Genomic DNA, 17,858 nt, shown 5'->3' with positions numbered 1-17,858 from the left:
ACCGGACCGGTGACCCGCGAAGTCCGGGGCTAGTTCACCAGCGTCTCGCGCAGTACATCGGCGATCGACGTCTCCGCCAGCTCGCGCCGCATGGCCTGCTCGACCCGGCCGTAGACGCCGCTCAGCGCGGGCCGGATGCCGTGGCCGACCGGACACTCCAGATTGGGCTCCGTGCGGTGCAGGCCGAACGGTGGCTGGGCGTCGACGGCGTCGTACACCTCGAGCAGGGTGATCCCCTCGGGCTCACGGGCCAGGCTCCAGCCCGCGCCGGCGCCGTGGCGGACCTCCACCAGGCCGGCTCGTCGCAGGTCGCCGAGGCTGCGCCGGATGATCACGGGGTTGGTGTTGACGCTGGCCGCGACCTGCTCCGACGTGAGTACCTCCTGGCCACGGCGCCGCGCCAGCGCCAGCCAGGCCAGCGCGTGCGTCGCGATGGTCAATCGACTGTTCGCCGCCATCGCCCCTCCTCGGTTGTTGCAACAGTTTCTGTTACACCCACCGCCGCGGTCAAGCCACGTCCGGGCGCCTGACCACCGGTGAGTTTGTGGTGAGTATCGGACAATGACGCGCCGACATCACGGCGTGTCGCTGTCCGATACTCACCACACGTCAGGCTCGCGGCCCGAAACGCACTTCAGGACTTGTCGTCGGCGGCGCGCCGGTAGGTGCTCACCTGTACGCCCGTGCCGCTGGTGACCGTGGAGACCAGCTCCAGCGTGCGCAGCGACCCGTCGCCCGGGAAGATCGTCTTTCCGCCGCCGAGGATCACCGGCATGACCATCAGCCGGAGTTCGTCGACCAGGTCCTCGTGCAGGAGGGTGCGGGCGAGGGTGGGGCTGCCCATGAGCAGCAGGTCGCCGCCGTCGGCCTCGCGCAGCTCGCGGAGCCGGGCGACGGCCTCCTCGCCCTGGACGCGGGTGGTGTTGTCCCAGGTCAGCTCGTCGTCTCTCAGGGTGTGGGACACCACGTACTTACGGATGCTGTTCATCCGGTCGGCGAACGGGTCGCCGGCCCGATCCGGCCACGCCGCGGCCATCGTCTGCCAGGTGCGGCGCCCGAACAGCAGCGCGTCGGCCTGGGACAGGGCGTCGTTGAAGGCGCCGCCCACCACCTCGGGGTCGAAGAAGCGGTGCGTCCAACCGCCGTGCGCGAAGCCGCCCTCGGTGTCCTCGTCGGGGCCGCCCGGGGCCTGCACGACGCCGTCCAGGCTGATGAACTCACTGATCACGATGCGCACGGACTCGCTCCTCCAACTCGCAGCGGTGCTTACGGTGCTTACGGTGTTTGATACTCGCGCCGTTCGACGCTTGCGGTGATAAAGACCGCCGAATCGCGCCGAAGTCATCGACTCCGCGTGATCCGATGGTGTGATGTAGCGCACACCGGCGTCGGTCGGGCCTCATTCAAGAAACGCGCAAGATTTCCACAGGATCCGACCGGCACCGTGGATCGCGTCGGCCAGCCGGCCGCGTCACCGTAACGGGAGGGAACCACCGATGAAGCGCGCTCCTCTCATGATCTCCGCCGCCCTGGCCTCCTCGCTGGCGGTCATGGCCACCGCGACCACGGCGGAGGCCGCCACGCGGCCCGCCATCGCGAAGTCGATACTCAACCACCGCGGCATCAGCCTGGCCACCACCCACGACAGCGGCGTGCGGGACAAGGCGAACGCCAAGCAGAACATCACGGACACCGCCGCCGGGCGGAAGGCCAGGCGCAGCAGCTACGGCACCGCCCCCGGCGGATCGGTCACCCTCAACACGAACATGCTCAACGCGATGCTGAAGCTGAACACCGTCAAGAGGTTCACCTTCCGGGTCACCGAGGTCGCCGGCGGCAGCCACTCGCGTGGCTCAAAGCACTACGCGGGCCGCGCCTTCGACGTCGGCACCGTCAACGGGTCGCGGGTCAGCACCGGCGGAGCGGGCTACACCAAGGCCAAGAAGTTCATGAAGGCGTGCCGGTCCTACGGGGCCGTCCTCGTCCTCGGCCCCGGCGACGCCGGGCACTCCACCCACGTCCACTGCCAGTGGTGAGGCCGTACGGGGCACGCCGCGGGGGCGATTCGCGGCACACCCCCCACCCCTGGTGAAATTGGGGCGGACCACACAACTCATCCGGTCGACTGAGCGGTACTTTTCGGACAACCCCGGACGGCGGTCAGGTGACGAGGGGTTTTCCGCGTCTGAGTACAGGGCTCAGTAAGGTCTCAAGCATCCGGAGCGAGTGACAAGGCGAGTGGGGGAGCGGCAGGGCGTGACGAACGTGGAGCGAAGCGGACTGCGGAGCACCTCGGGTACGAGGGCGGGCCCCGGTGCCGCCCGGACACGGACGTCACGGAGCCTGCTGGCGCTCGGAGCGCTGTGGCTCCTCGCCGGCCTGCTGGCCGTCCGTCAGGCCGCGGCGGTGCTGCGGCTGCCGCCCGACGAGCGCCTGACCGATCTGGAGACCTGGATCGGGGAGCGGGGCGTCCTGCATGTGAGCGGATCGCTGTACGACGGCGACGCGTTCACCGGGACGCCCTTCTCCGGTCTGGTGCTCAAACCGCTCACCCGCTCCGCCGAGCAGAGCCTTGGCTACGCCTGGACCTTCGGCACCCTGCTGCTGGTCGTGGTGCTCGCCCTGGTCGCCGCCCGCTGCCTGCCCGGCCCGGTCTCCCGCCGTACCTCACTGCTGGCCGCGCCCGTCGCCATCAGCCTCCTCGTCCTGTCGCTCCCGGTGCGCAACACCTTCACCCTCGGCCAGACCAGCATCATCCCCGTGCTGCTGGTGGTGCTCACCGTGCTGCCCGGGACCTCCGGCCGGCAGGCGGGCGTGCTCATCGGTGTGGCCGCGGCGCTGCAACCCGCGCTGCTGCTGTTCGCGGTGGTGCTGTGGCTGGTCGGCCAGCGGCGCGCCGCGGCGGTCGCCGGGGCCACCTTCGCCGCCTGCACCGCGCTCGCCTGGGCGGTCATGCCGCACGACTCCTGGACGTACTGGGGGCACCACATCGGCGGCGCGGGGCTCGGCGCGCCCGCGGACGGCCTGGCCAACCAGTCCCTGCACGGGTTGCTGCTGCGGATCGGGCTCTCGGGCCCGGTCGAGCTGGCGCTGCTCGCGGTGCTCGCCGTGACCGTGGCCGTGGTCGGCCTGCGGCGCGCCGCGTACTACGCGAAGGACGGGCAGCTGCTGCTGGCGGCGGCGATCACCGGCAGCGTGGCGCTGGCGATCTCGCCCACCTCCTGGCAGTACCAGCAGCTGTGGATCCTGCTGGCCGTCGTCGGGCGGGTCGGCAGGCGCGCCTCGGATCGGCTGGTGTGGCCGGTGCTGGTGGTGCTGGTGATGACCCTCAACCGCACCGCCCTGCTGCCCGATATCGATGTTCTCGGCCATATCGGCTACAACGCGCCGCTGCTGGCCGCCCTCGCCGCCGCCTGCCTGGTCCCCTTCCTCTCCCGCACCTCCCCCGCCTGGGACAACCCGGCCCCGACCCCGGTCGCGGAGCCGGCCAGGGGGCGCTTCGCCTGGGTGCCGCTGCTGCGCTTCGTACGGCGGCCGCTCTCCCGGCCCAATCTGATGCTCGAGCTGATGTTCATCCGCATCGGCTACTTCGGCTACTCCTACATCCGCGCCCACGCCCCCGACTCGCGGAGCCTCGCGGAGAGCCACGGCCACCAGATCCTCACGGCCGAGAAGTGGCTGGGAATCGACATCGAGCACTGGTTCAACAGCGTGGTGGCGGACACACCATGGCTGAGGGACAGCATGAACTGGTACTACAGCACCTTCCACTTCCTGGTGCCGCTGTCCCTGCTCGCCTGGCTGTATCTGCGCCGCCCCCTCACCTACCGCTGGGCCCGCACCCCGCTCGCCTTCGCCACGATGCTCGCGCTGGTCGGCTTCTGGCTCTACCCGACCGCCCCGCCGCGCCTGATGGGCCTCGGCTTCGTCGACACCGCGCACGGCCCGCAGGACCTGGAGAATCCGGACTTCGGCGCGCTGACCAAGCTGTCCAACCAGTACGCGGCCATGCCCTCGCTGCACGTGGGCTGGTCGCTGTGGTGCGGGGTGGTCATCGCGATGGTGGCGCCGAAGCTGTGGATGAAGGTCCTGGGGCTGATGTATCCGCTGATGACCACCGCGGTCATCGTCGGCACGGCCAACCACTGGATCCTGGACGCGGTCGGGGGCGCGGTGGTCGTGTCGGCCGGTTTCGGACTGCAGTACGTGCTGTTCGGCTTCGGAAAGCGGCCGGCGGAGGAGGCCGCGGGGCCGCTGTGGCCGCCCAGGTTGCGTCGGCGCGAACCGGAGCGGGCGGGGGCGGCGGTGGCGCTGGTGCCGGCCCCGTCCAAGGCGCCCGACACCCAGGCCGCCGAGCCGACCGGGACCGCCGCACCGCCGGGGGCCGCCGAGCCGACGGAGGTCGCCGGTCCCGGCTCGCGTTGAAGGGTGTGACGGAGGGCACTAGCGTGGAAAGCAGGGACGGGCCCGGTCGGGTGGGGCAGTGCGCGGGGCCCGCGCCCCTGGGGCCAGTCGAGGGGGGTCCACGCTCGGAGGAGTGATCCCCCATGTCCCTTGCCATGGCGCTCACCGCGGCGGCAGCGGCGTCGATGGTCGCGGTCTCCCCGGCCGTCTCGCCGCCCTGCCCCGCGGTCATGGTCCACGCGACATTCGCGCCGGCGGCCCAGGCCCGTGACCACAAGGCGGTGACGTACGACACCAAGCTGGTGCCCGTCTCCGCCAAGGTCGTCGTCGTGGAGTTCCTCGGCAAGCCGCGCCACTACGAGCACGAGGACGGGCACGAGTACGAGCACGGCCATGACCACGGTCACCAGCACATGGGCGACGCGGCCCGGAGCACCCCGACCCAGAGCCCGAGCCCGCAGGGCACCCAGAGCCCGCAGGGCAAGGGCCAGGGCACGTTCGTCGGGGTGTGGGTGCGCGGGGTCAAGGCGCATCACACCTTCGGGGTGCATGTCCATACGAAGCCGTGCGGGACCATGCCCGACGACTCGGGTCCGCACTACCAGAACACGAAGGACCCCAAGCAGCCGTCGGTCAACCCGAAGTACGCGAATCCGCGCAACGAGGTGTGGCTGGATCTCACCACCAACGGACACGGCGAGGGCTACGCCAAGGCCCATGTGGACTGGCGCTTCCGGGACTCCGAGGCGCGCTCCGTGGTGATCCACGAGCATGCGACCGCCACGGGGAAGGGCCATGCCGGGATGGCCGGGACGCGGGTGGCGTGCGTCAAGGTGCCGTTCAAGGGGTGAGCAGCCCGCTGCGCACCGACGCGTCGCGGATCTCCTCGTACAGCGCGCACAGCGTCTCGCTGACGGCCACCCGGGGCAGTTGCCGCCGGTCCAGGGCGTCGGCGTCCATGGCGGCGTTGGTGTCGGTGGGCACGTCGTGCCAGCCCTGGCCGGTGAGGTAGCGCATCAGGGCGGGGTTGAGCCGGTCCACCCCGCGGACCAGGCAGGCCTCGGGCGTACGGCCCTCCTCGTACTCGTGCCACAGGGCCAGCAGCTCGGGCCCCAGCGGTCCCGGCAGCGAGGCGAAGGGGACCTCGGCGGCGTCGCCCGAAGGGTCGAGTTCGACGAGGTCGTGCATCAGGCACAGCTTGAGCATCTTGGTCAGGTCCAGGCAGTGGCCGGCCTCGCGCTCGAACTCGGCGTGCAGTATCCAGCTGACCATGGCCAGGTGCCAGGAGTGCTCGGCCACGCTCTCCTTGCGCGCGGCGGTGGCGTTGTTGGGGCGCTCGACCTCCCGCAGCCGGGCGGTGAGGGCGATGAAGTCGAAGAGTCTTCGGAGGTCGTGCTGCGCGCCGGGGATGCCGCTCGTGTCGTTCATGGCCGACAGTGTGCCCCCGTACGGGGCCGGGAAGGCACTCCCGGGGCGGGGGACGCGCCGCGGTCACCCGTGGTCAGCCGTAGGTCACCCGCAGCTCCTTGATCCCGTTGAGCCACGCCGACCGCAGCCGCCTGGGGTCGCCCGCGAGCCGGATGTCCGGGAGGGCGTCCGCGATGGCGTTGAAGATCAGGCGGATCTCCAGCTCGGCGAGGCTCTTGCCGAGGCAGAAGTGCGGGCCGCCGCCGCCGAAGCCCAGGTGCGGGTTGGGGGCGCGGGTGATGTCGAAGACCTCGGGGTGGTCGAAGACCTCCGGGTCGTGGTTGGCGGAGGAGTAGAAGATGCCGACCCGCTGGCCCGCCTCGATCCGCTGCCCGCCCAGCTCGGTGTCCTGGGTGGCGGTGCGCTGGAAGGACATGACCGGGGTGGCCCAGCGGACGATCTCCTCCGCGGCGGTGGCCGGGCGCTCCCGCTTGAACAGCTCCCACTGGTCGGGGTGGGTGAGGAAGGCGTGCATGCCGTGGCTGATGGCGTTGCGCGTGGTCTCGTTTCCCGCCACCGCGAGGACCAGCACGAAGAAGCCGAACTCGTCCGAGCCGAGGCTGCCCTCGTCCTCGGCGGCGACCAGCTTGCTGACGATGTCCTGGGCCGGGCAGGCCTTGCGGTCGGCGGCCAGGTTCATGGCGTACGAGATCAGCTCCATCGCCGACTGCGCGCCGATCTCCTCGGTGATGGCCAGCTCCGGGTCGTCGTAGGCCACCATCTTGTTCGACCAGTCGAAGATCTTGGCGCGGTCCTGCTGCGGGATACCGATCAGCTCGGCGATGGCCTGAAGGGGGAGTTCGCAGGCCACGTCGGTGACGAAGTCGCCGCTGCCGTCCTCCCTGGCCCCGGCCACGATCCGGGCGGCGCGCTCGCGCAGGGCGTCCTCCAGCGCGCGGATGGCGCGCGGGGTGAAACCGCGCTGCACGATCTGGCGGACCCGGGTGTGTTCGGGCGGGTCCATGTTGAGCATGATGAGCTTCTGGACGTCGATCTGGTCGCGCTGGATGTGCTCGTTGAAGCGGATGATCGCGGTGTTTAGGTTGGCGGAGAAGATTTCCGGCCTGGTCGACACCTCTTTGACGTCGGCGTGGCGGGTGACGGCCCAGTACCCGTCGTCGTCGAAGCCCGCGATGCCGTGCGGCTGGGGGATCCAGCACACCGGGGCGGTCCGCCTCAGCAGGGCGAACTCCGGGAGCGGCAGGCGGTGCTGGTAGAGGTCGGGGTCGGTGAAGTCGAAGCCTTCGGGCAGCGCTGGACAGGACATCGGCCACTCCAGATCTGACGGCCTATCAGAAGTCTCGGTGAACGTAGTAACGGGTTCTACAAGTGGCAAGTGCCATGCCCGCCTTTGTTGCGGCCCGGCGGGCGCGCGACGGGCGCCGGAGTGGCCCATAACGGGCGTGCATGCCCCTTGCGTCGCCGGGCTGGCCCTCAGCAGACTGGCCCAGGAACTAGAACAAGTATCAGTTCCGTCGCGGGCGCCGCCGGGAGCCCCGCGGATACCGCTGGGCGAGTGATCCGAAGGGGAACCCAGCCCTTAAGAGAGTGAGGACGGACGAGTCATGGCCGCGGAACCCGTCATCGTCGAAGCCGTGCGCACCCCCATCGGGAAGCGCGGAGGCGCGCTCGCCAATCTGCACCCCGCCTATCTGCTCGGAGAGACGTACCGCGAACTCCTCGCCCGTACCGGCATCCAGCCCGACTGTGTGGAACAGGTCGTCGGCGGCACGGTCACCCACGCCGGCGAGCAGTCGATGAACCCCGTGCGCAACGCCTGGCTCGCGGTGGGCCTGCCGTACGAGACCGCGGCCACCACCGTCGACTGCCAGTGCGGCTCCTCGCAGCAGGCCAACCACATGGTGGCCAACATGGTCGCGACCGGGGTCATCGACGTCGGCATCGGCTGTGGTGTCGAGGCCATGTCCCGGGTGCCGCTGGGCAGCGGCTCCAAGCACGGGCCCGGCAGGCCGTTTCCGGACGAGTGGAACGTCGATCTGCCCAACCAGTTCGAGGCGGCCGAGCGGATCGCCCGCCGCCGCGGGCTCACCCGGGAGAACGTCGACTCGCTCGGGCTCATCTCGCAGGAGCGGGCGGCCCGGGCGTGGGCCGAGGAGCGCTTCAAGCGCGAGACCTTCGCGGTGCAGGTGCCGACGACCGAGGAGGAGCAGGCGGCCGGGCAGGGCATGTGGCGGCTCGTCGACCGGGACGAGGGGCTGCGCGACACCAGCATGGAGGCGCTCGGCGGGCTGAAGCCGGTGATGCCCACCGCCGTGCACACCGCGGGCAACTCCTCCCAGATCTCCGACGGCGCCGCGGCCGTGATGTGGGCGTCCAAGCGGATGGCGCGGGCGCTCAAGCTCAAGGCCCGCGCGCGGATCGTCGCCCAGGCGCTGGTCGGCACCGACCCGCACTACCACCTGGACGGGCCGGTCGACGCGACCCGGGCGGTGCTCGGCAAGGCGGGGATGACGCTCAAGGACATCGACATCGTCGAGATCAACGAGGCGTTCGCGTCGGTGGTGCTGTCGTGGGCGCGGGTCTTCGGGCAGGACCTGGAGAAGGTGAACGTCAACGGTGGCGCGATAGCGCTGGGCCACCCGGTGGGGGCCACCGGCGCCCGCCTGATCACCACGGCGCTCCACGAACTGGAACGCGCGGACAAGGAGTTCGCGCTGATCACGATGTGCGCGGGGGGCGCGCTGGCGACCGGGACGATCATCCAGCGCCTTTGACGGCCCCGCCCGCCATCCCCGGTCGCGGCGGCAGCCGCCCCCGGGCTCGAGTCCGCCGCGAGCGGCCTCTGGTTCCTTACGCCTCGGTCAACGCCGACCGAGTCGAAGGGAAGCGACACACATGTCAGCTCGACGCATGCTCACCGGTACCTTCCTGGGCCTGGGAGCCCTCCTCATGACCACCTCCGCCCTCGCGCCCGCCGCCGGCGCGCAGGCGGCCGCGCCCGAGAGGGCCGCCGCGCCCGTCCCGGTCACGGCGCTCAACTGTGACGGCAACACCTACAAGTGCACGGCCAACCTGCAGTACGGGGACGGGAGGTGGGTGGCGGACTGGGCGGTGAACGTGTACCACCAGGGTGTCGCTTCACAGTCGTCCTCGGTGCGGAGTGCGGCGGCGCCGGTGCCGGTCACGGGGCTGAGCTGTGACGGCAACACCTACAAGTGCACGGCCAACCTGCAGTACGGCGACGGCAAGTGGGTCGCCGACTGGAAGGTCAACGTGTACCACCAGGGCTAGGACCACCAGGCCGGCCCCCTCCGGGCCGGCCTCGGGCCTTGGCTCAGGCCTTGGCTCGGGCCTTGGCTCAGCTCTTGAAAGAGACCCGCGCGTCGAAGGCCGCCCGGCGGGTCGCCCGGCGCAGGGCCCGCAGGACCGTACGGCCGAGGGTGAGGGTGAGCACCACCGTCACCACCGCGCGCGGCAGGTCCCAGCCGAGCGACGTGGCCAGGCAGTACGCGACGAAGCGGGCCAGGTTGTGCGGCAGCGGATCGCCGGGCACGAACGACACGCCCGAGGCCATCCCCGCGAGGTACGGCCAGCCCTGCAGATTCATCACCGTGCCGTACAGCACGGAGGCGACCGCCCCGTACCCGGCCAGCAGCGCCAACTCGCGCCGCCCGCGCAGCCGCTCCGCCCCCGGCAGCAGGCCCGCGCCCATGCCCACCCACCCCATGGACAGCATCTGGAACGGCATCCACGGCCCCACCCCGCCCGTCAGCAGCGCGGACGCGAACATCGACACCGCGCCGAGCACGAAGCCGAAGCCCGGTCCCAGGACCCGCCCCGACAGCACCATCAGGAAGAACATCGGTTCGATGCCCGCCGTCCCCGCGCCCAGCGGCCGCAGCGCGGCCCCGGCGGCCGCCAGCACCCCCAGCATCGCGACGGCCTTCGAACCCAGGCCCGTGTCGGCGATGGTCGCCATGACCACCGCGAGCAGCAGCGGCAGCAGGGCGGCGAACAGCCAGGGCGCGTCGGCCGAGTGGGCGAGCCCGGACGCCGAGTCCGCGAGCAGGGGCCAGCCGAAGGCGGCCACGCCGACCGCGGACACCAGGGCGAGCGCCGCCACGGAGCGGGGGCCGAGGCGGATGGCGCGTGCGCCGGCCGCCTCCTTCAGCGCGCCGGTCCTCTTCGGCACGCCGGTCCCCTTCGCCGTGCCGGCCCCGTTCGGCGCCGTGTCCTCGCCACCCGGTGTCATACGGCCCGCTCCGCTTCGCCCAGGGCCCGCCGTACCTGTCGGACCGTCAGCCACGGCTGCGGCGCCAGCACCTTGGAGACCTGCGGGGCGAACGCCGGGGAGGACACCACCACCCGCGCCGTCGGGCCGTCGGCCACCACCTCCCCGTCGGCCAGGATCACCACCCGGTGGGCGAGTTCGGCGGCCAGCTCCACGTCGTGCGTGGCCAGCACGGTCGCATGGCCCTCCGCGGCCAGCCCGCGCAGGATCTCGACCAGGCGCGCCTTCGCCGCGTAGTCCAGGCCGCGGGTCGGCTCGTCGAGCAGCAGCAGCGGCGGGCGCGCGGTGAGGACGACCGCGAGCGCGAGCGCGAGCCGCTGGCCCTCGGACAGGTCACGGGGGTGCGCCGAGTCCGCCACGCCGGGCAGCAGCCGGCCGACCAGCTCCCGGCAGCTCCCCGGGGCCGCGCCCGCGTCCCGGTCGGCGGCCTCGCACTCCGCCGCCACGGTGTCGGCGTAGAGCAGATCGCGCGGCTCCTGCGGCACGAGGCCCACATGGCGCAGCAGGTCGGCGGGGCGGGTCCGGTGCGGCACGACCCCGGGGCCGCCGCCCGGCCCGGCGGCCCCGAGGCGCACCGAACCGGAGGCGGGGGTGTGCATCCCCACCAGCGTGGACAGCAAGGTCGACTTTCCCGCCCCGTTGCGGCCCATCAGCGCCACCGTCTCACCCGGGCGCACCACGAGGTCCACCCCGCGCAGCGCCTCGACCCGCCCGTGGCGCACGGCCAGCCGCGCCACCTCGGCGACGGGCTCGCCCGCCCGGAGGTCCGCCGCCCCGTCCGGGGTGTGCGGGGCGAGGCGCTCCCGCAGCGGCGCCGCCTTGCGGCGGGCGTCCCGTATGGACAGCGGGAGGGGCGACCAGCCCGCCAGGCGGCCGAGGTCGACCACGGGCGGCCGGACGGGGGAGACCGCCATCACCCCGGCCGGGTCGCCGATCACGGGGGCCGCGCCGGGGGAGGGCAGCAGGATCAGCTGATCCGCGTACTGGACCACCCGCTCCAGGCGGTGTTCGGCCATCAGCACGGTGGTGCCCAGGTCGTGCACGAGCCGCTGGAGCACCGCCAGCACCTCCTCGGCCGCGGCCGGGTCCAGCGCCGAGGTCGGCTCGTCGAGGACCAGGACGCGCGGGTGCGTGGTGAGCACCGAGCCGATCGCGACCCGCTGCCGCTGCCCGCCGGACAGGGTCGCGATGGGCCGGTCGCGCAGCGGGGCGAGGCCGAGCAGGTCCAGGGTCTCCTCGACGCGGCGGCGCATGGTGTCCGGGGGGACGCCCAGCGACTCCATGCCGTAGGCGAGCTCGTCCTCCACGGTGTCCGTGACGAAGTGGGCCAGCGGGTCCTGGCCCACCCAGCCCACCACATCGGCCAGTTCGCGCGGCTTGTGGGTGCGGGTGTCGCGGCCCGCCACGGTCACCCGCCCGCGCAGCGTGCCGCCCGTGAAGTGCGGCACCAGGCCGGGGACGGCGCCCAGGAGTGTCGACTTGCCGACCCCCGAGGGGCCGACGAGCAGACACAGCTCCCCTTCCGGAACGGTCAGGTCCACGCCCTGGAGGGCGGGTCGCGGCGCGTCGTCGTAGGTGACGGACACCTGCTCGAAGCGGATCATCGAGTGGCCTCCTTACCGGTGTCCTCGCTGGTGGTCTGGGGGTCCTGGGGGCTCTGGGGATTCTGGGGGCTGTGGGGGTTCTTGGCGTGCGGGGCCCGGGCGGGCGCCGGGGCGACGAACGCCGGGAGCAGCCCGACCAGCACCCCGGCCGCGGGCCACAGGGGCAGGACCGGCGCGGTGAGCGGGACGGCGGGCGGGTCGAGGGCCTGCGGGGCGTACGAGGCCGCCCAGATCATCAGGCCCGCGACCGCCACCCCGGACCCGGACACCAGCCACGCGCGCGCGTCCCACCGGTCGGGGCGGTAGCGGCTGCGCGCCGAGCGGCGGCCGCCCAGCCACAGCCCGCCGAGCGCGGCGGCGAGCCCGGCCAGCAGCACCGGCAGGCCGAAGCCCGCGCCACGCGCCGCCAGCAGTCCGTATGTGCCGGCGCAGACGCCGAGCAGCCCGCCCAGGGTGAGGGCGGCGGTGGCGCGGGCGACGGCGGGCGGGACCTGGGCGGTGCGGCCGTAGCCGCGCGCGTCCATCGCGGCCGCGAGCGCCACCGAACGCTCCAGCGCGCCCTCCAGGACCGGCAGCCCCACCTGAAGCAGCGCGCGCACCCCGCGGTCGGGGCGGCCGCGCAGCCGGCGGGCGGCCCGCAGCCGCTGGACGTCCGCCACCAGGTTCGGCGCGAAGGTCATCGCCACCACGACCGCCACGCCCGCCTCGTACAGCGCGCCGGGCAGGGACTTCAGCAGCCGGGCCGGGTTGGCGAGCGCGTTGGCCGCGCCGACGCACACCAGCAGGGTGGCCAGCTTCAGCCCGTCGTACAGCGCGAAGACCAGCCCCTCGGCGGTGACCCGGCCGCCGATCCGCACGCCCCGCGCCCAGTCGGGGAGGGGCACTTCGGGGAGGGTGACCAGCACACGCGTCCCGGGGATCGGCGAGCCGAGGAGCACGGCGAAGGTCAGCCGGATCGCCAGCACCACCAGCCCCAGCTTGAGGAACGCGCCGTACGAGCGGGCCCATGGCGCGTCCGTCCGGCGCACGGCGACCACATAGCCCGCGACGGCGACCAGCAGGCCCAGCAGCAGCGGGTTGGTGGTGCGGGAGGCGGCCGTGGCCAGCCCCAGGGCCCACAGCCACCAGGCCCCGGCGTGCAGCGCGCCGCGGGAGTACAGGGCGTCCTTGGAGCGCTGCGCGCCACTGGAGCGCTGCGCTCGGCGCCCGGTGGGCGGGTGTCCGGCGGGCCGGGCGGCGCCGCTCATCGCCGCTGGTGGCGGCGCGCCTGCCAGACGGCGGCGGCCCCCAGCGCGACCACGGCGGCCAGACCGCCGATCAGCCCGGCCGAGGGGATGCCCCCGCCGCCGTCCCCGGTGTCCCCGCCGTGTCCGCCGTCCCCGCCCTCGGCTCCGTCCCCGCCGCTCGGCCCGCGGCTGGTGGCGTCGACCTGCTCCCCGCAGCCCGTGGCGGGGTAGCCGGCGATGGCGCACAGCAGGGCGGCGGAGTTGTAGCGCAGCGGCTTCGCGACGGCCGCCAGCGCGTCCGCGGCGCTCGCGTCCTCGTCGACCCGCGCGCACTCCGTACGGGGCTTCGGCGGGGTGCGGTGGTCGGGGGCGTCGGCGGCCGTGCCGAAGTCCAGGACCACCGCGACGCGTTTGGCGCCGTCCTTCGCGGGGGTGTCCGCGCAGATCGCCTTGAAGTCGGCCGGGCCGCGCGGCCGGGCGGCGTCCCGCGAGTCCTCGCTCACGGCGAACCGGAACCCGACCGTGTCGCCGTCGCCCGGCCGGGCCGTGGCCGGGCCCTGCGTGGCGTACGTCCAGGCGTCGGCGCCCCGTTCCCGCTGCCAGAACGACCAGTAGCGATAGCCCTCGGCGTGCGCGGGGGAGGCGGCGAGCGCGAGCGCGGCCCAGGCGAGGGCGGCGCAGACGAGCGCGGCCCGGGCGCGGGCGAGGGCGGAGGTCACGCGGGCGGAAGTGACGCGGGCGAGGGCGGCGCGGGCGGAGGTCACGCGGGCGGAGGCGGCGCGCGGGCCCATCAGAGCTGCTGCTTCTTCCGGCCGCTCAGCAGGAAGCCGATGCCGATGCCCGCCACCATGAACACGCCCACCGTCCACCAGACGCCACCGACACCCCCCTTGTCGTCGTCCTTCTTCTCCCCGTCCGCGTCCTTGCCCGCGTCCGCCTGCGACCCGGACGCGGACACCGACTCCGGCTTCGGACCCGTGGCGTTCAGCCGCTGGACGAGGTCCACACCGCCGAAGCTGCGCGGATCCGCGCCCGCCGCGTGCGCCGCGAGCACCAGCTTGCCCAGCGCCCCCGGGTCGCCCTTCGCCCAGGCCAGCGCGCCGTTCTTCTCGCTCTGCAGCCACTGAAGGGGCTTGGCCGCGGTCGCGCTGTGCTCCCCGGCGGCCAGCGCGATGATCGCGTCCGCCGTGCCGCCGAAGTCCGGCTGGTCCTTGGCGCCCGGCATCGAGGACGGCAGGTGGCGGCCGTGCTCGGCCATGGTGTCCGCCAGATACGCGGCGGCGGCCTGCCCGGCCTCCGCCACCCCGGCCGGCTCGCCGCCCGCGGCCTTGCCGCCGTCCTTGGCACCGCCCTTGCTCGCGCCGCAGTCCAGCGGCTCGGGCGCCTTGCCGTCGTCCTTGCCCGCGGGCTCGAAGACGAAGCCCTTGCCCTGGGTGGCCAGCGCGGCGGCCGCCGTCGCCAGGTCGTTGGCCGCCGCCCCGGCCCCGCCCTTGTCCGCCGTGTACGCGAACGCCCCGCGCTCGCCCTTCTTCGCGTCACACCCCAACTGGAGGCCGAGCAGCAGGTCGTACGGGGTCTTGCCGCCCTTGGCCGACTTCACCCCCTTCGGGTCCGTTCCCGTGGCCGCGAAGGCGCCGACGGCGGCGGAGGTGGAGTTGGCGTCGCTCGGACCGCCCGGGTTCATGCCCCACCCGCCGTCGTCGTTCTGGTGCTTCTTCAGCCAGGCGACGCCCTTCCCGACGGCCGAGCTACGCCCGCCGACCGCGGCCAGCGCCTGCACGGCCGCCGCCGTCGCGTCGGTGAACTCGCCCTTCTCCGGGTCGCACGCCTTGGCCGGGTCGGCCCGGTACCCGGCGAAGCCGCCGTCCTCGCACTGCTGGCCGGCCAGCCAGTCGATGGCCGACTTCGCCGGGGTGACCCCGACGGCGTCCTGGGCGAGCAGCGCGAGCGACTGCCGCCACACCCCGTCGAACCGCGGGTCCTTGGTGCCGTACAGCCCCTTCGGCAGCGCCGGGCCGGACGGCTTCGGGGAGGGGGAGGCGTCGGCGAACGCGGCGGGGGCGGCGGCCGTGCACAGGGCGGCCAGGGCGGCCAGGGCGGCCAGAGCCGTGGCGCTGCGGCGTACGTTCATGGCGACGGTGCCTCTCGGTCGGTGATCTCGGCGGTGGACGGACAGCGGTACGCGGCCGCGCACGGCCGCCCACCCCGCACGCCGAGGGACGTACGACGCGATGACACCGGGCTCAGCTCCGCATACCTCGACGGTGCCGCCGCCGGACGGGCCGACGGCGGGAGCCTGCGGTGCGGCCGACCAGGTGCTCCGGCTCGTACGCCCTGCGGCACACACAGCCCGTACTCACGGTTGCGGGTCAGCGCCGGATTCTCACCGGCTTCCCCCGATCGGACGCGGATGAAGTTTTCACGGATACTTTATCCGGCGCCGACCCGGGCCCTTCCACGGCGGTCGGGACCGCTGGACCGGCCCCTCCCGGACGGGCCCGTACGCTCCGGGTGGGCCCCGGCCCGCCGGATCCGCTCGCCGACCGCGCCGCCGTGCGCGCGGTCGGCGGCGCGCTGCTGCTCAGAGCACCAGGCGGGGGCTGCGGCTGAGGCCGAGAAGGCCGAGGAGACGGTCCATCATGTCCTCGAACAGCGGCACCGGGTCGCTGAGCGCGAAGGACATGTGGCGGTAGACGGCCAGGCAGAGCATGCCGTAGATCTGTCGCCAGCAGGTGAGCATCAGGAACACCACGCCGATGGGCACATCCAGCCCGACGACCTCGCGGTAGGTCCGCAACTGCGGCACCAGGGCCGGATCGATCTCCTCGTCGGACGGGTGCGCCAGACCCTTCTCGCGCCACAGCCGCGTGAAGAGCTGCCCGAACATCCCGCCCAGCTCGCGCGATATGGCCTGCGGGATGTCCTCCGCCGACGCGGCGGCCGCCTGGGGATAGCCGGCCCCCATGAGCAGGTTGAACTCCGCCGGGTTGGCCATCGACCAGTCCAGCACGGCGCGGGTGGCGGCGTGCAGCCGGGCGCTGATGTCGTCGGGGTCCTGGCGCTCCACCGCCCCGCCGACCACCTGCATGAACTCCGCCATGACGTCGTCGTAGACGGCGAGGATCAGCCCGTTCCTGCCGTCGAAGTAGCGGTAGAGGGCGGGTGAGGTCACCCCGACGCTGCGCGCCACGGCGGCGACGGTGAGGCCCTCGACTCCCTCCGCGGCCGTGATCCGGCGCGCGGCGGCCTTGGCGTCCCGCTCCAGCTCCGCCCGCAGCCGCTCCCGCCGCGTCAGCCCCGCCACGCGCGCGCCCCCGCCGCCGTCGTTGCCGCCGTCTTTGCCTCCGTCGGTGCCGGACACCGTCGCCTCCTCCTGCTGGTCGGGTGCGCCCCAATGATCCTTCATCGGCTGTCGGGCGTATGGGGCAGCCGACTTGTGGTGAAGGGTCATCGCATGGTTAATACTATTCTCGCTTCTAAGGGCAGTCACGGTTGTGCTGCCCCGGCAAGGGGTCGGCGCTGTCGCGGCCGTGCCATGGGGGAAGGCGGAGAGCTGAGTGAGTAAGACGTATGGGTCCGGTGCGCGCGGCTGGGTCGCGGCGGCCGCCGCGACCGTGCTGGCGGTGGGCGGGCTGACCGGGTGCGGAGCGTCCGGCGACTCGGACAAGGACTCCGGGCGCGGCGGCGTCTCGGACGAGGGTGGGCACAAGCCCGGGGCGGGCGCGGCGGGTTCGGCGGAGGACGAGCTCGCCACGGTGCGGAAGAACCTCTCCCGCGTGGCCTCGGCCACCGGCCCGGTGATCTGCTGGGACGACGACGAGAAGGGGGAGCAGGTCGCGGCCTTCGACGCCACGTTCGGCAAGCGTGTCGCCACGTACTCCGAGGCACCGCTGTTGTCCCGGCTCTCCGAGATCGCAGAGAAGGCGGACGCGGACCGGGCGTCCGTACGCAGCCTCTGCGGGAAACCGGAGTACGCCGGGAACGTGGCGGACTCGGGGGTCAGCCCGGTCTCGCCGGACGGTCGGCGGGTGGCGGTCGAGGTGGTCACAAAGGAGGTGGGCGCCCTCACGTCGTCACATGTGGGGTGGCTGGACCTGGCCACGGGGGAGTTCACGGACATCACCGAAGCCGCGCGGAAGAAGGGCTACAGCCCCGAAACGCACTCGGACGCGGCTCCCGGTTTCGCTCCGGACGGATCGCTGTGGTTTCTACGGGACGAGCAGGTGTACTACTCGGCGGACGAGAACGGCCGCCTCACCCGGCACCCGATCAGCAAAGCCTGTCACGGACGACGACTCGGGCCGGAGGACGAGTACTTCTACCGTCCGGTGAGCTCGGCGGCCGTCACCTGTCCGCGCCTCATTCACCCGAGCGGGAAATTCGCCGTCCAGGCCGGCACCGTCATCGACGGCATCGACTCGTATGACGGGCTCGACCTCGATCTCCTGGAGCCCCGCATGGACCGGCTGTCCGACGACTCGATCTTCGACGGGCCCACCGACCAGATGATCGTGCGTGACGGCGCCGATGTGCGTGCTTGCGATCCCGTGGCCTGGGTCAACGACGACGACCTCCTCTGTGAGGGGGCGTCACACACCTTCTTCACCGTTCGGGTCGATGCGAGCGAGCTGGGGAAAAGGGCCGCCGCGAGCGACCCGCTGGAGACGGGGGTGAAGGCGGAAATCGCCCGCGAGACGAACAACCAGATCCTCTCCATTGCCCTGTCCGCGGACCGTCAGTACCTCTATATCGCGGCAAAAGAGGTCCTGGACGAGGGCGATGTGAGGCTGTACCGCGCCAGCCTGAGGTCGCCCGGGGAGCCGGAGGATCTGGGACCGCTCCCGGCCGGAGTGGGGGACGACTTCATGTTGCGCGGAAACGCCCAGATCGGCGATTTCCGGTAGC

16 protein-coding genes and 1 riboswitch are annotated in these 17,858 nt (G+C 72.8%); of the genes, 6 read left to right on the top strand and 10 right to left on the bottom strand.

Annotation, left to right across the window (positions count from 1 at the left end):
• Positions 1-29: 29 nt before the first annotated feature.
• Entirely contained in the window at positions 30-458 is a 429-nt protein-coding gene (locus BBH68_RS03885; RefSeq protein WP_065958814.1) for an Rrf2 family transcriptional regulator, read from the bottom strand.
• A 176-nt stretch (positions 459-634) separates the two neighbouring features.
• Positions 635-1,237, bottom strand: a complete 603-nt coding sequence (locus tag BBH68_RS03880; protein WP_065958813.1) for a dihydrofolate reductase family protein — start codon at positions 1,235-1,237, stop codon at positions 635-637.
• A gap of 259 nt (positions 1,238-1,496) precedes the next feature.
• Here BBH68_RS03880 and BBH68_RS03875 point away from each other — a divergent pair, with 259 nt between their 5' ends.
• The 3 genes from BBH68_RS03875 (at position 1,497) to BBH68_RS03865 (ending at position 5,255) form a co-directional block, all read left to right on the top strand.
• On the top strand, positions 1,497-2,036 hold the full coding sequence (locus BBH68_RS03875) for a hypothetical protein (RefSeq protein WP_065958812.1): 540 nt from the start codon (positions 1,497-1,499) through the stop codon (positions 2,034-2,036).
• Between the two features lie 220 nt (positions 2,037-2,256).
• A complete protein-coding gene (locus tag BBH68_RS03870) occupies positions 2,257-4,425 on the top strand; it encodes a bifunctional glycosyltransferase 87/phosphatase PAP2 family protein (RefSeq protein WP_079150784.1) in 2,169 nt (722 codons plus the stop codon).
• Between the two features lie 122 nt (positions 4,426-4,547).
• Positions 4,548-5,255 carry a superoxide dismutase family protein gene (locus BBH68_RS03865; protein WP_245737873.1) on the top strand — a complete coding sequence of 236 codons (708 nt, stop codon included), beginning with the start codon at positions 4,548-4,550 and terminating at the stop codon, positions 5,253-5,255.
• Here the strand turns inward: BBH68_RS03865 and BBH68_RS03860 are convergent.
• Positions 5,245-5,832: an HD domain-containing protein gene (locus BBH68_RS03860; RefSeq protein ID WP_065958810.1), complete on the bottom strand. Its 588-nt coding sequence runs from the start codon at positions 5,830-5,832 to the stop codon at positions 5,245-5,247. The genes BBH68_RS03865 and BBH68_RS03860 overlap by 11 nt on opposite strands.
• 73 nt (positions 5,833-5,905) lie before the next feature.
• Positions 5,906-7,138 carry a cytochrome P450 gene (locus tag BBH68_RS03855; RefSeq protein ID WP_065958809.1) on the bottom strand — a complete coding sequence of 411 codons (1,233 nt, stop codon included), beginning with the start codon at positions 7,136-7,138 and terminating at the stop codon, positions 5,906-5,908.
• Between the two features lie 298 nt (positions 7,139-7,436).
• On the opposite strand from BBH68_RS03855, the gene BBH68_RS03850 reads away from it, so the two are divergent.
• Both BBH68_RS03850 and BBH68_RS03845 read left to right on the top strand, forming a co-directional pair.
• The gene (locus tag BBH68_RS03850) at positions 7,437-8,606 is read left to right on the top strand and encodes a steroid 3-ketoacyl-CoA thiolase (protein ID WP_065958808.1); all 1,170 of its coding nucleotides are present in this window, start codon (positions 7,437-7,439) and stop codon (positions 8,604-8,606) included.
• A gap of 121 nt (positions 8,607-8,727) precedes the next feature.
• Positions 8,728-9,123: a hypothetical protein gene (locus BBH68_RS03845; RefSeq protein ID WP_141712949.1), complete on the top strand. Its 396-nt coding sequence runs from the start codon at positions 8,728-8,730 to the stop codon at positions 9,121-9,123.
• A gap of 67 nt (positions 9,124-9,190) precedes the next feature.
• Here the strand turns inward: BBH68_RS03845 and BBH68_RS03840 are convergent, their stop codons facing one another.
• From BBH68_RS03840 to BBH68_RS03815, 6 genes are all read right to left on the bottom strand, one after another.
• Entirely contained in the window at positions 9,191-10,084 is an 894-nt protein-coding gene (locus BBH68_RS03840; RefSeq protein ID WP_425428766.1) for an ECF transporter S component, read from the bottom strand.
• Complete coding sequence (locus BBH68_RS03835; protein WP_065958806.1) at positions 10,081-11,727, bottom strand: ABC transporter ATP-binding protein; 1,647 nt, start codon at positions 11,725-11,727, stop codon at positions 10,081-10,083. Before BBH68_RS03835 ends, BBH68_RS03840 begins: the two co-directional genes overlap by 4 nt.
• Positions 11,724-12,974, bottom strand: coding sequence for a CbiQ family ECF transporter T component (locus BBH68_RS03830; protein ID WP_079150777.1), 1,251 nt, complete (start codon positions 12,972-12,974; stop codon positions 11,724-11,726). Before BBH68_RS03830 ends, BBH68_RS03835 begins: the two co-directional genes overlap by 4 nt.
• Positions 12,971-13,744: an SCO2322 family protein gene (locus BBH68_RS03825; protein WP_245737871.1), complete on the bottom strand. Its 774-nt coding sequence runs from the start codon at positions 13,742-13,744 to the stop codon at positions 12,971-12,973. Before BBH68_RS03825 ends, BBH68_RS03830 begins: the two co-directional genes overlap by 4 nt.
• On the bottom strand, positions 13,744-15,084 hold the full coding sequence (locus BBH68_RS03820) for an SCO2321 family membrane protein (RefSeq protein WP_065958805.1): 1,341 nt from the start codon (positions 15,082-15,084) through the stop codon (positions 13,744-13,746). The genes BBH68_RS03825 and BBH68_RS03820 overlap by 1 nt, the downstream gene beginning before the upstream one ends.
• Positions 15,085-15,267: 183 nt before the next feature.
• Positions 15,268-15,349, bottom strand: a riboswitch (cobalamin riboswitch).
• A 185-nt stretch (positions 15,350-15,534) separates the two neighbouring features.
• Positions 15,535-16,359: a TetR/AcrR family transcriptional regulator gene (locus BBH68_RS03815; RefSeq protein WP_245737870.1), complete on the bottom strand. Its 825-nt coding sequence runs from the start codon at positions 16,357-16,359 to the stop codon at positions 15,535-15,537.
• 151 nt (positions 16,360-16,510) lie between these two features.
• Between BBH68_RS03815 and BBH68_RS03810 the strand changes: the two genes are divergently transcribed.
• Positions 16,511-17,857 (top strand): hypothetical protein, encoded by a 1,347-nt coding sequence (locus BBH68_RS03810; protein WP_065958804.1) that lies wholly within the window; start codon positions 16,511-16,513, stop codon positions 17,855-17,857.
• Position 17,858 lies beyond the last annotated feature (1 nt).

It is taken from the genome of Streptomyces sparsogenes (assembly GCF_001704635.1).
Classification (GTDB): domain Bacteria; phylum Actinomycetota; class Actinomycetes; order Streptomycetales; family Streptomycetaceae; genus Streptomyces; species Streptomyces sparsogenes.
Note: the sequence above shows the minus strand (reverse complement) of the source record. Positions and strands in the feature narration are given on the sequence as shown.

Bases quoted from the DNA above. Each gene is read 5' to 3' on its own strand.
- BBH68_RS03875 (WP_065958812.1), top strand. From the start codon at position 1,497: ATGAAGCGCGCTCCTCTCATGATCTCCGCCGCCCTGGCCTCCTCGCTG.
- BBH68_RS03855 (WP_065958809.1), bottom strand. From the start codon at position 7,138: ATGTCCTGTCCAGCGCTGCCCGAAGGCTTCGACTTCACCGACCCCGAC.
- BBH68_RS03845 (WP_141712949.1), top strand. From the start codon at position 8,728: ATGTCAGCTCGACGCATGCTCACCGGTACCTTCCTGGGCCTGGGAGCC.
- BBH68_RS03815 (WP_245737870.1), bottom strand. From the start codon at position 16,359: ATGAAGGATCATTGGGGCGCACCCGACCAGCAGGAGGAGGCGACGGTG.
- BBH68_RS03835 (WP_065958806.1), bottom strand. From the start codon at position 11,727: ATGATCCGCTTCGAGCAGGTGTCCGTCACCTACGACGACGCGCCGCGA.
- BBH68_RS03860 (WP_065958810.1), bottom strand. From the start codon at position 5,832: ATGAACGACACGAGCGGCATCCCCGGCGCGCAGCACGACCTCCGAAGA.
- BBH68_RS03825 (WP_245737871.1), bottom strand. From the start codon at position 13,744: ATGGGCCCGCGCGCCGCCTCCGCCCGCGTGACCTCCGCCCGCGCCGCC.
- BBH68_RS03865 (WP_245737873.1), top strand. From the start codon at position 4,548: ATGTCCCTTGCCATGGCGCTCACCGCGGCGGCAGCGGCGTCGATGGTC.
- BBH68_RS03820 (WP_065958805.1), bottom strand. From the start codon at position 15,084: ATGAACGTACGCCGCAGCGCCACGGCTCTGGCCGCCCTGGCCGCCCTG.
- BBH68_RS03885 (WP_065958814.1), bottom strand. From the start codon at position 458: ATGGCGGCGAACAGTCGATTGACCATCGCGACGCACGCGCTGGCCTGG.
- BBH68_RS03850 (WP_065958808.1), top strand. From the start codon at position 7,437: ATGGCCGCGGAACCCGTCATCGTCGAAGCCGTGCGCACCCCCATCGGG.
- BBH68_RS03840 (WP_425428766.1), bottom strand. From the start codon at position 10,084: ATGACACCGGGTGGCGAGGACACGGCGCCGAACGGGGCCGGCACGGCG.
- BBH68_RS03830 (WP_079150777.1), bottom strand. From the start codon at position 12,974: ATGAGCGGCGCCGCCCGGCCCGCCGGACACCCGCCCACCGGGCGCCGA.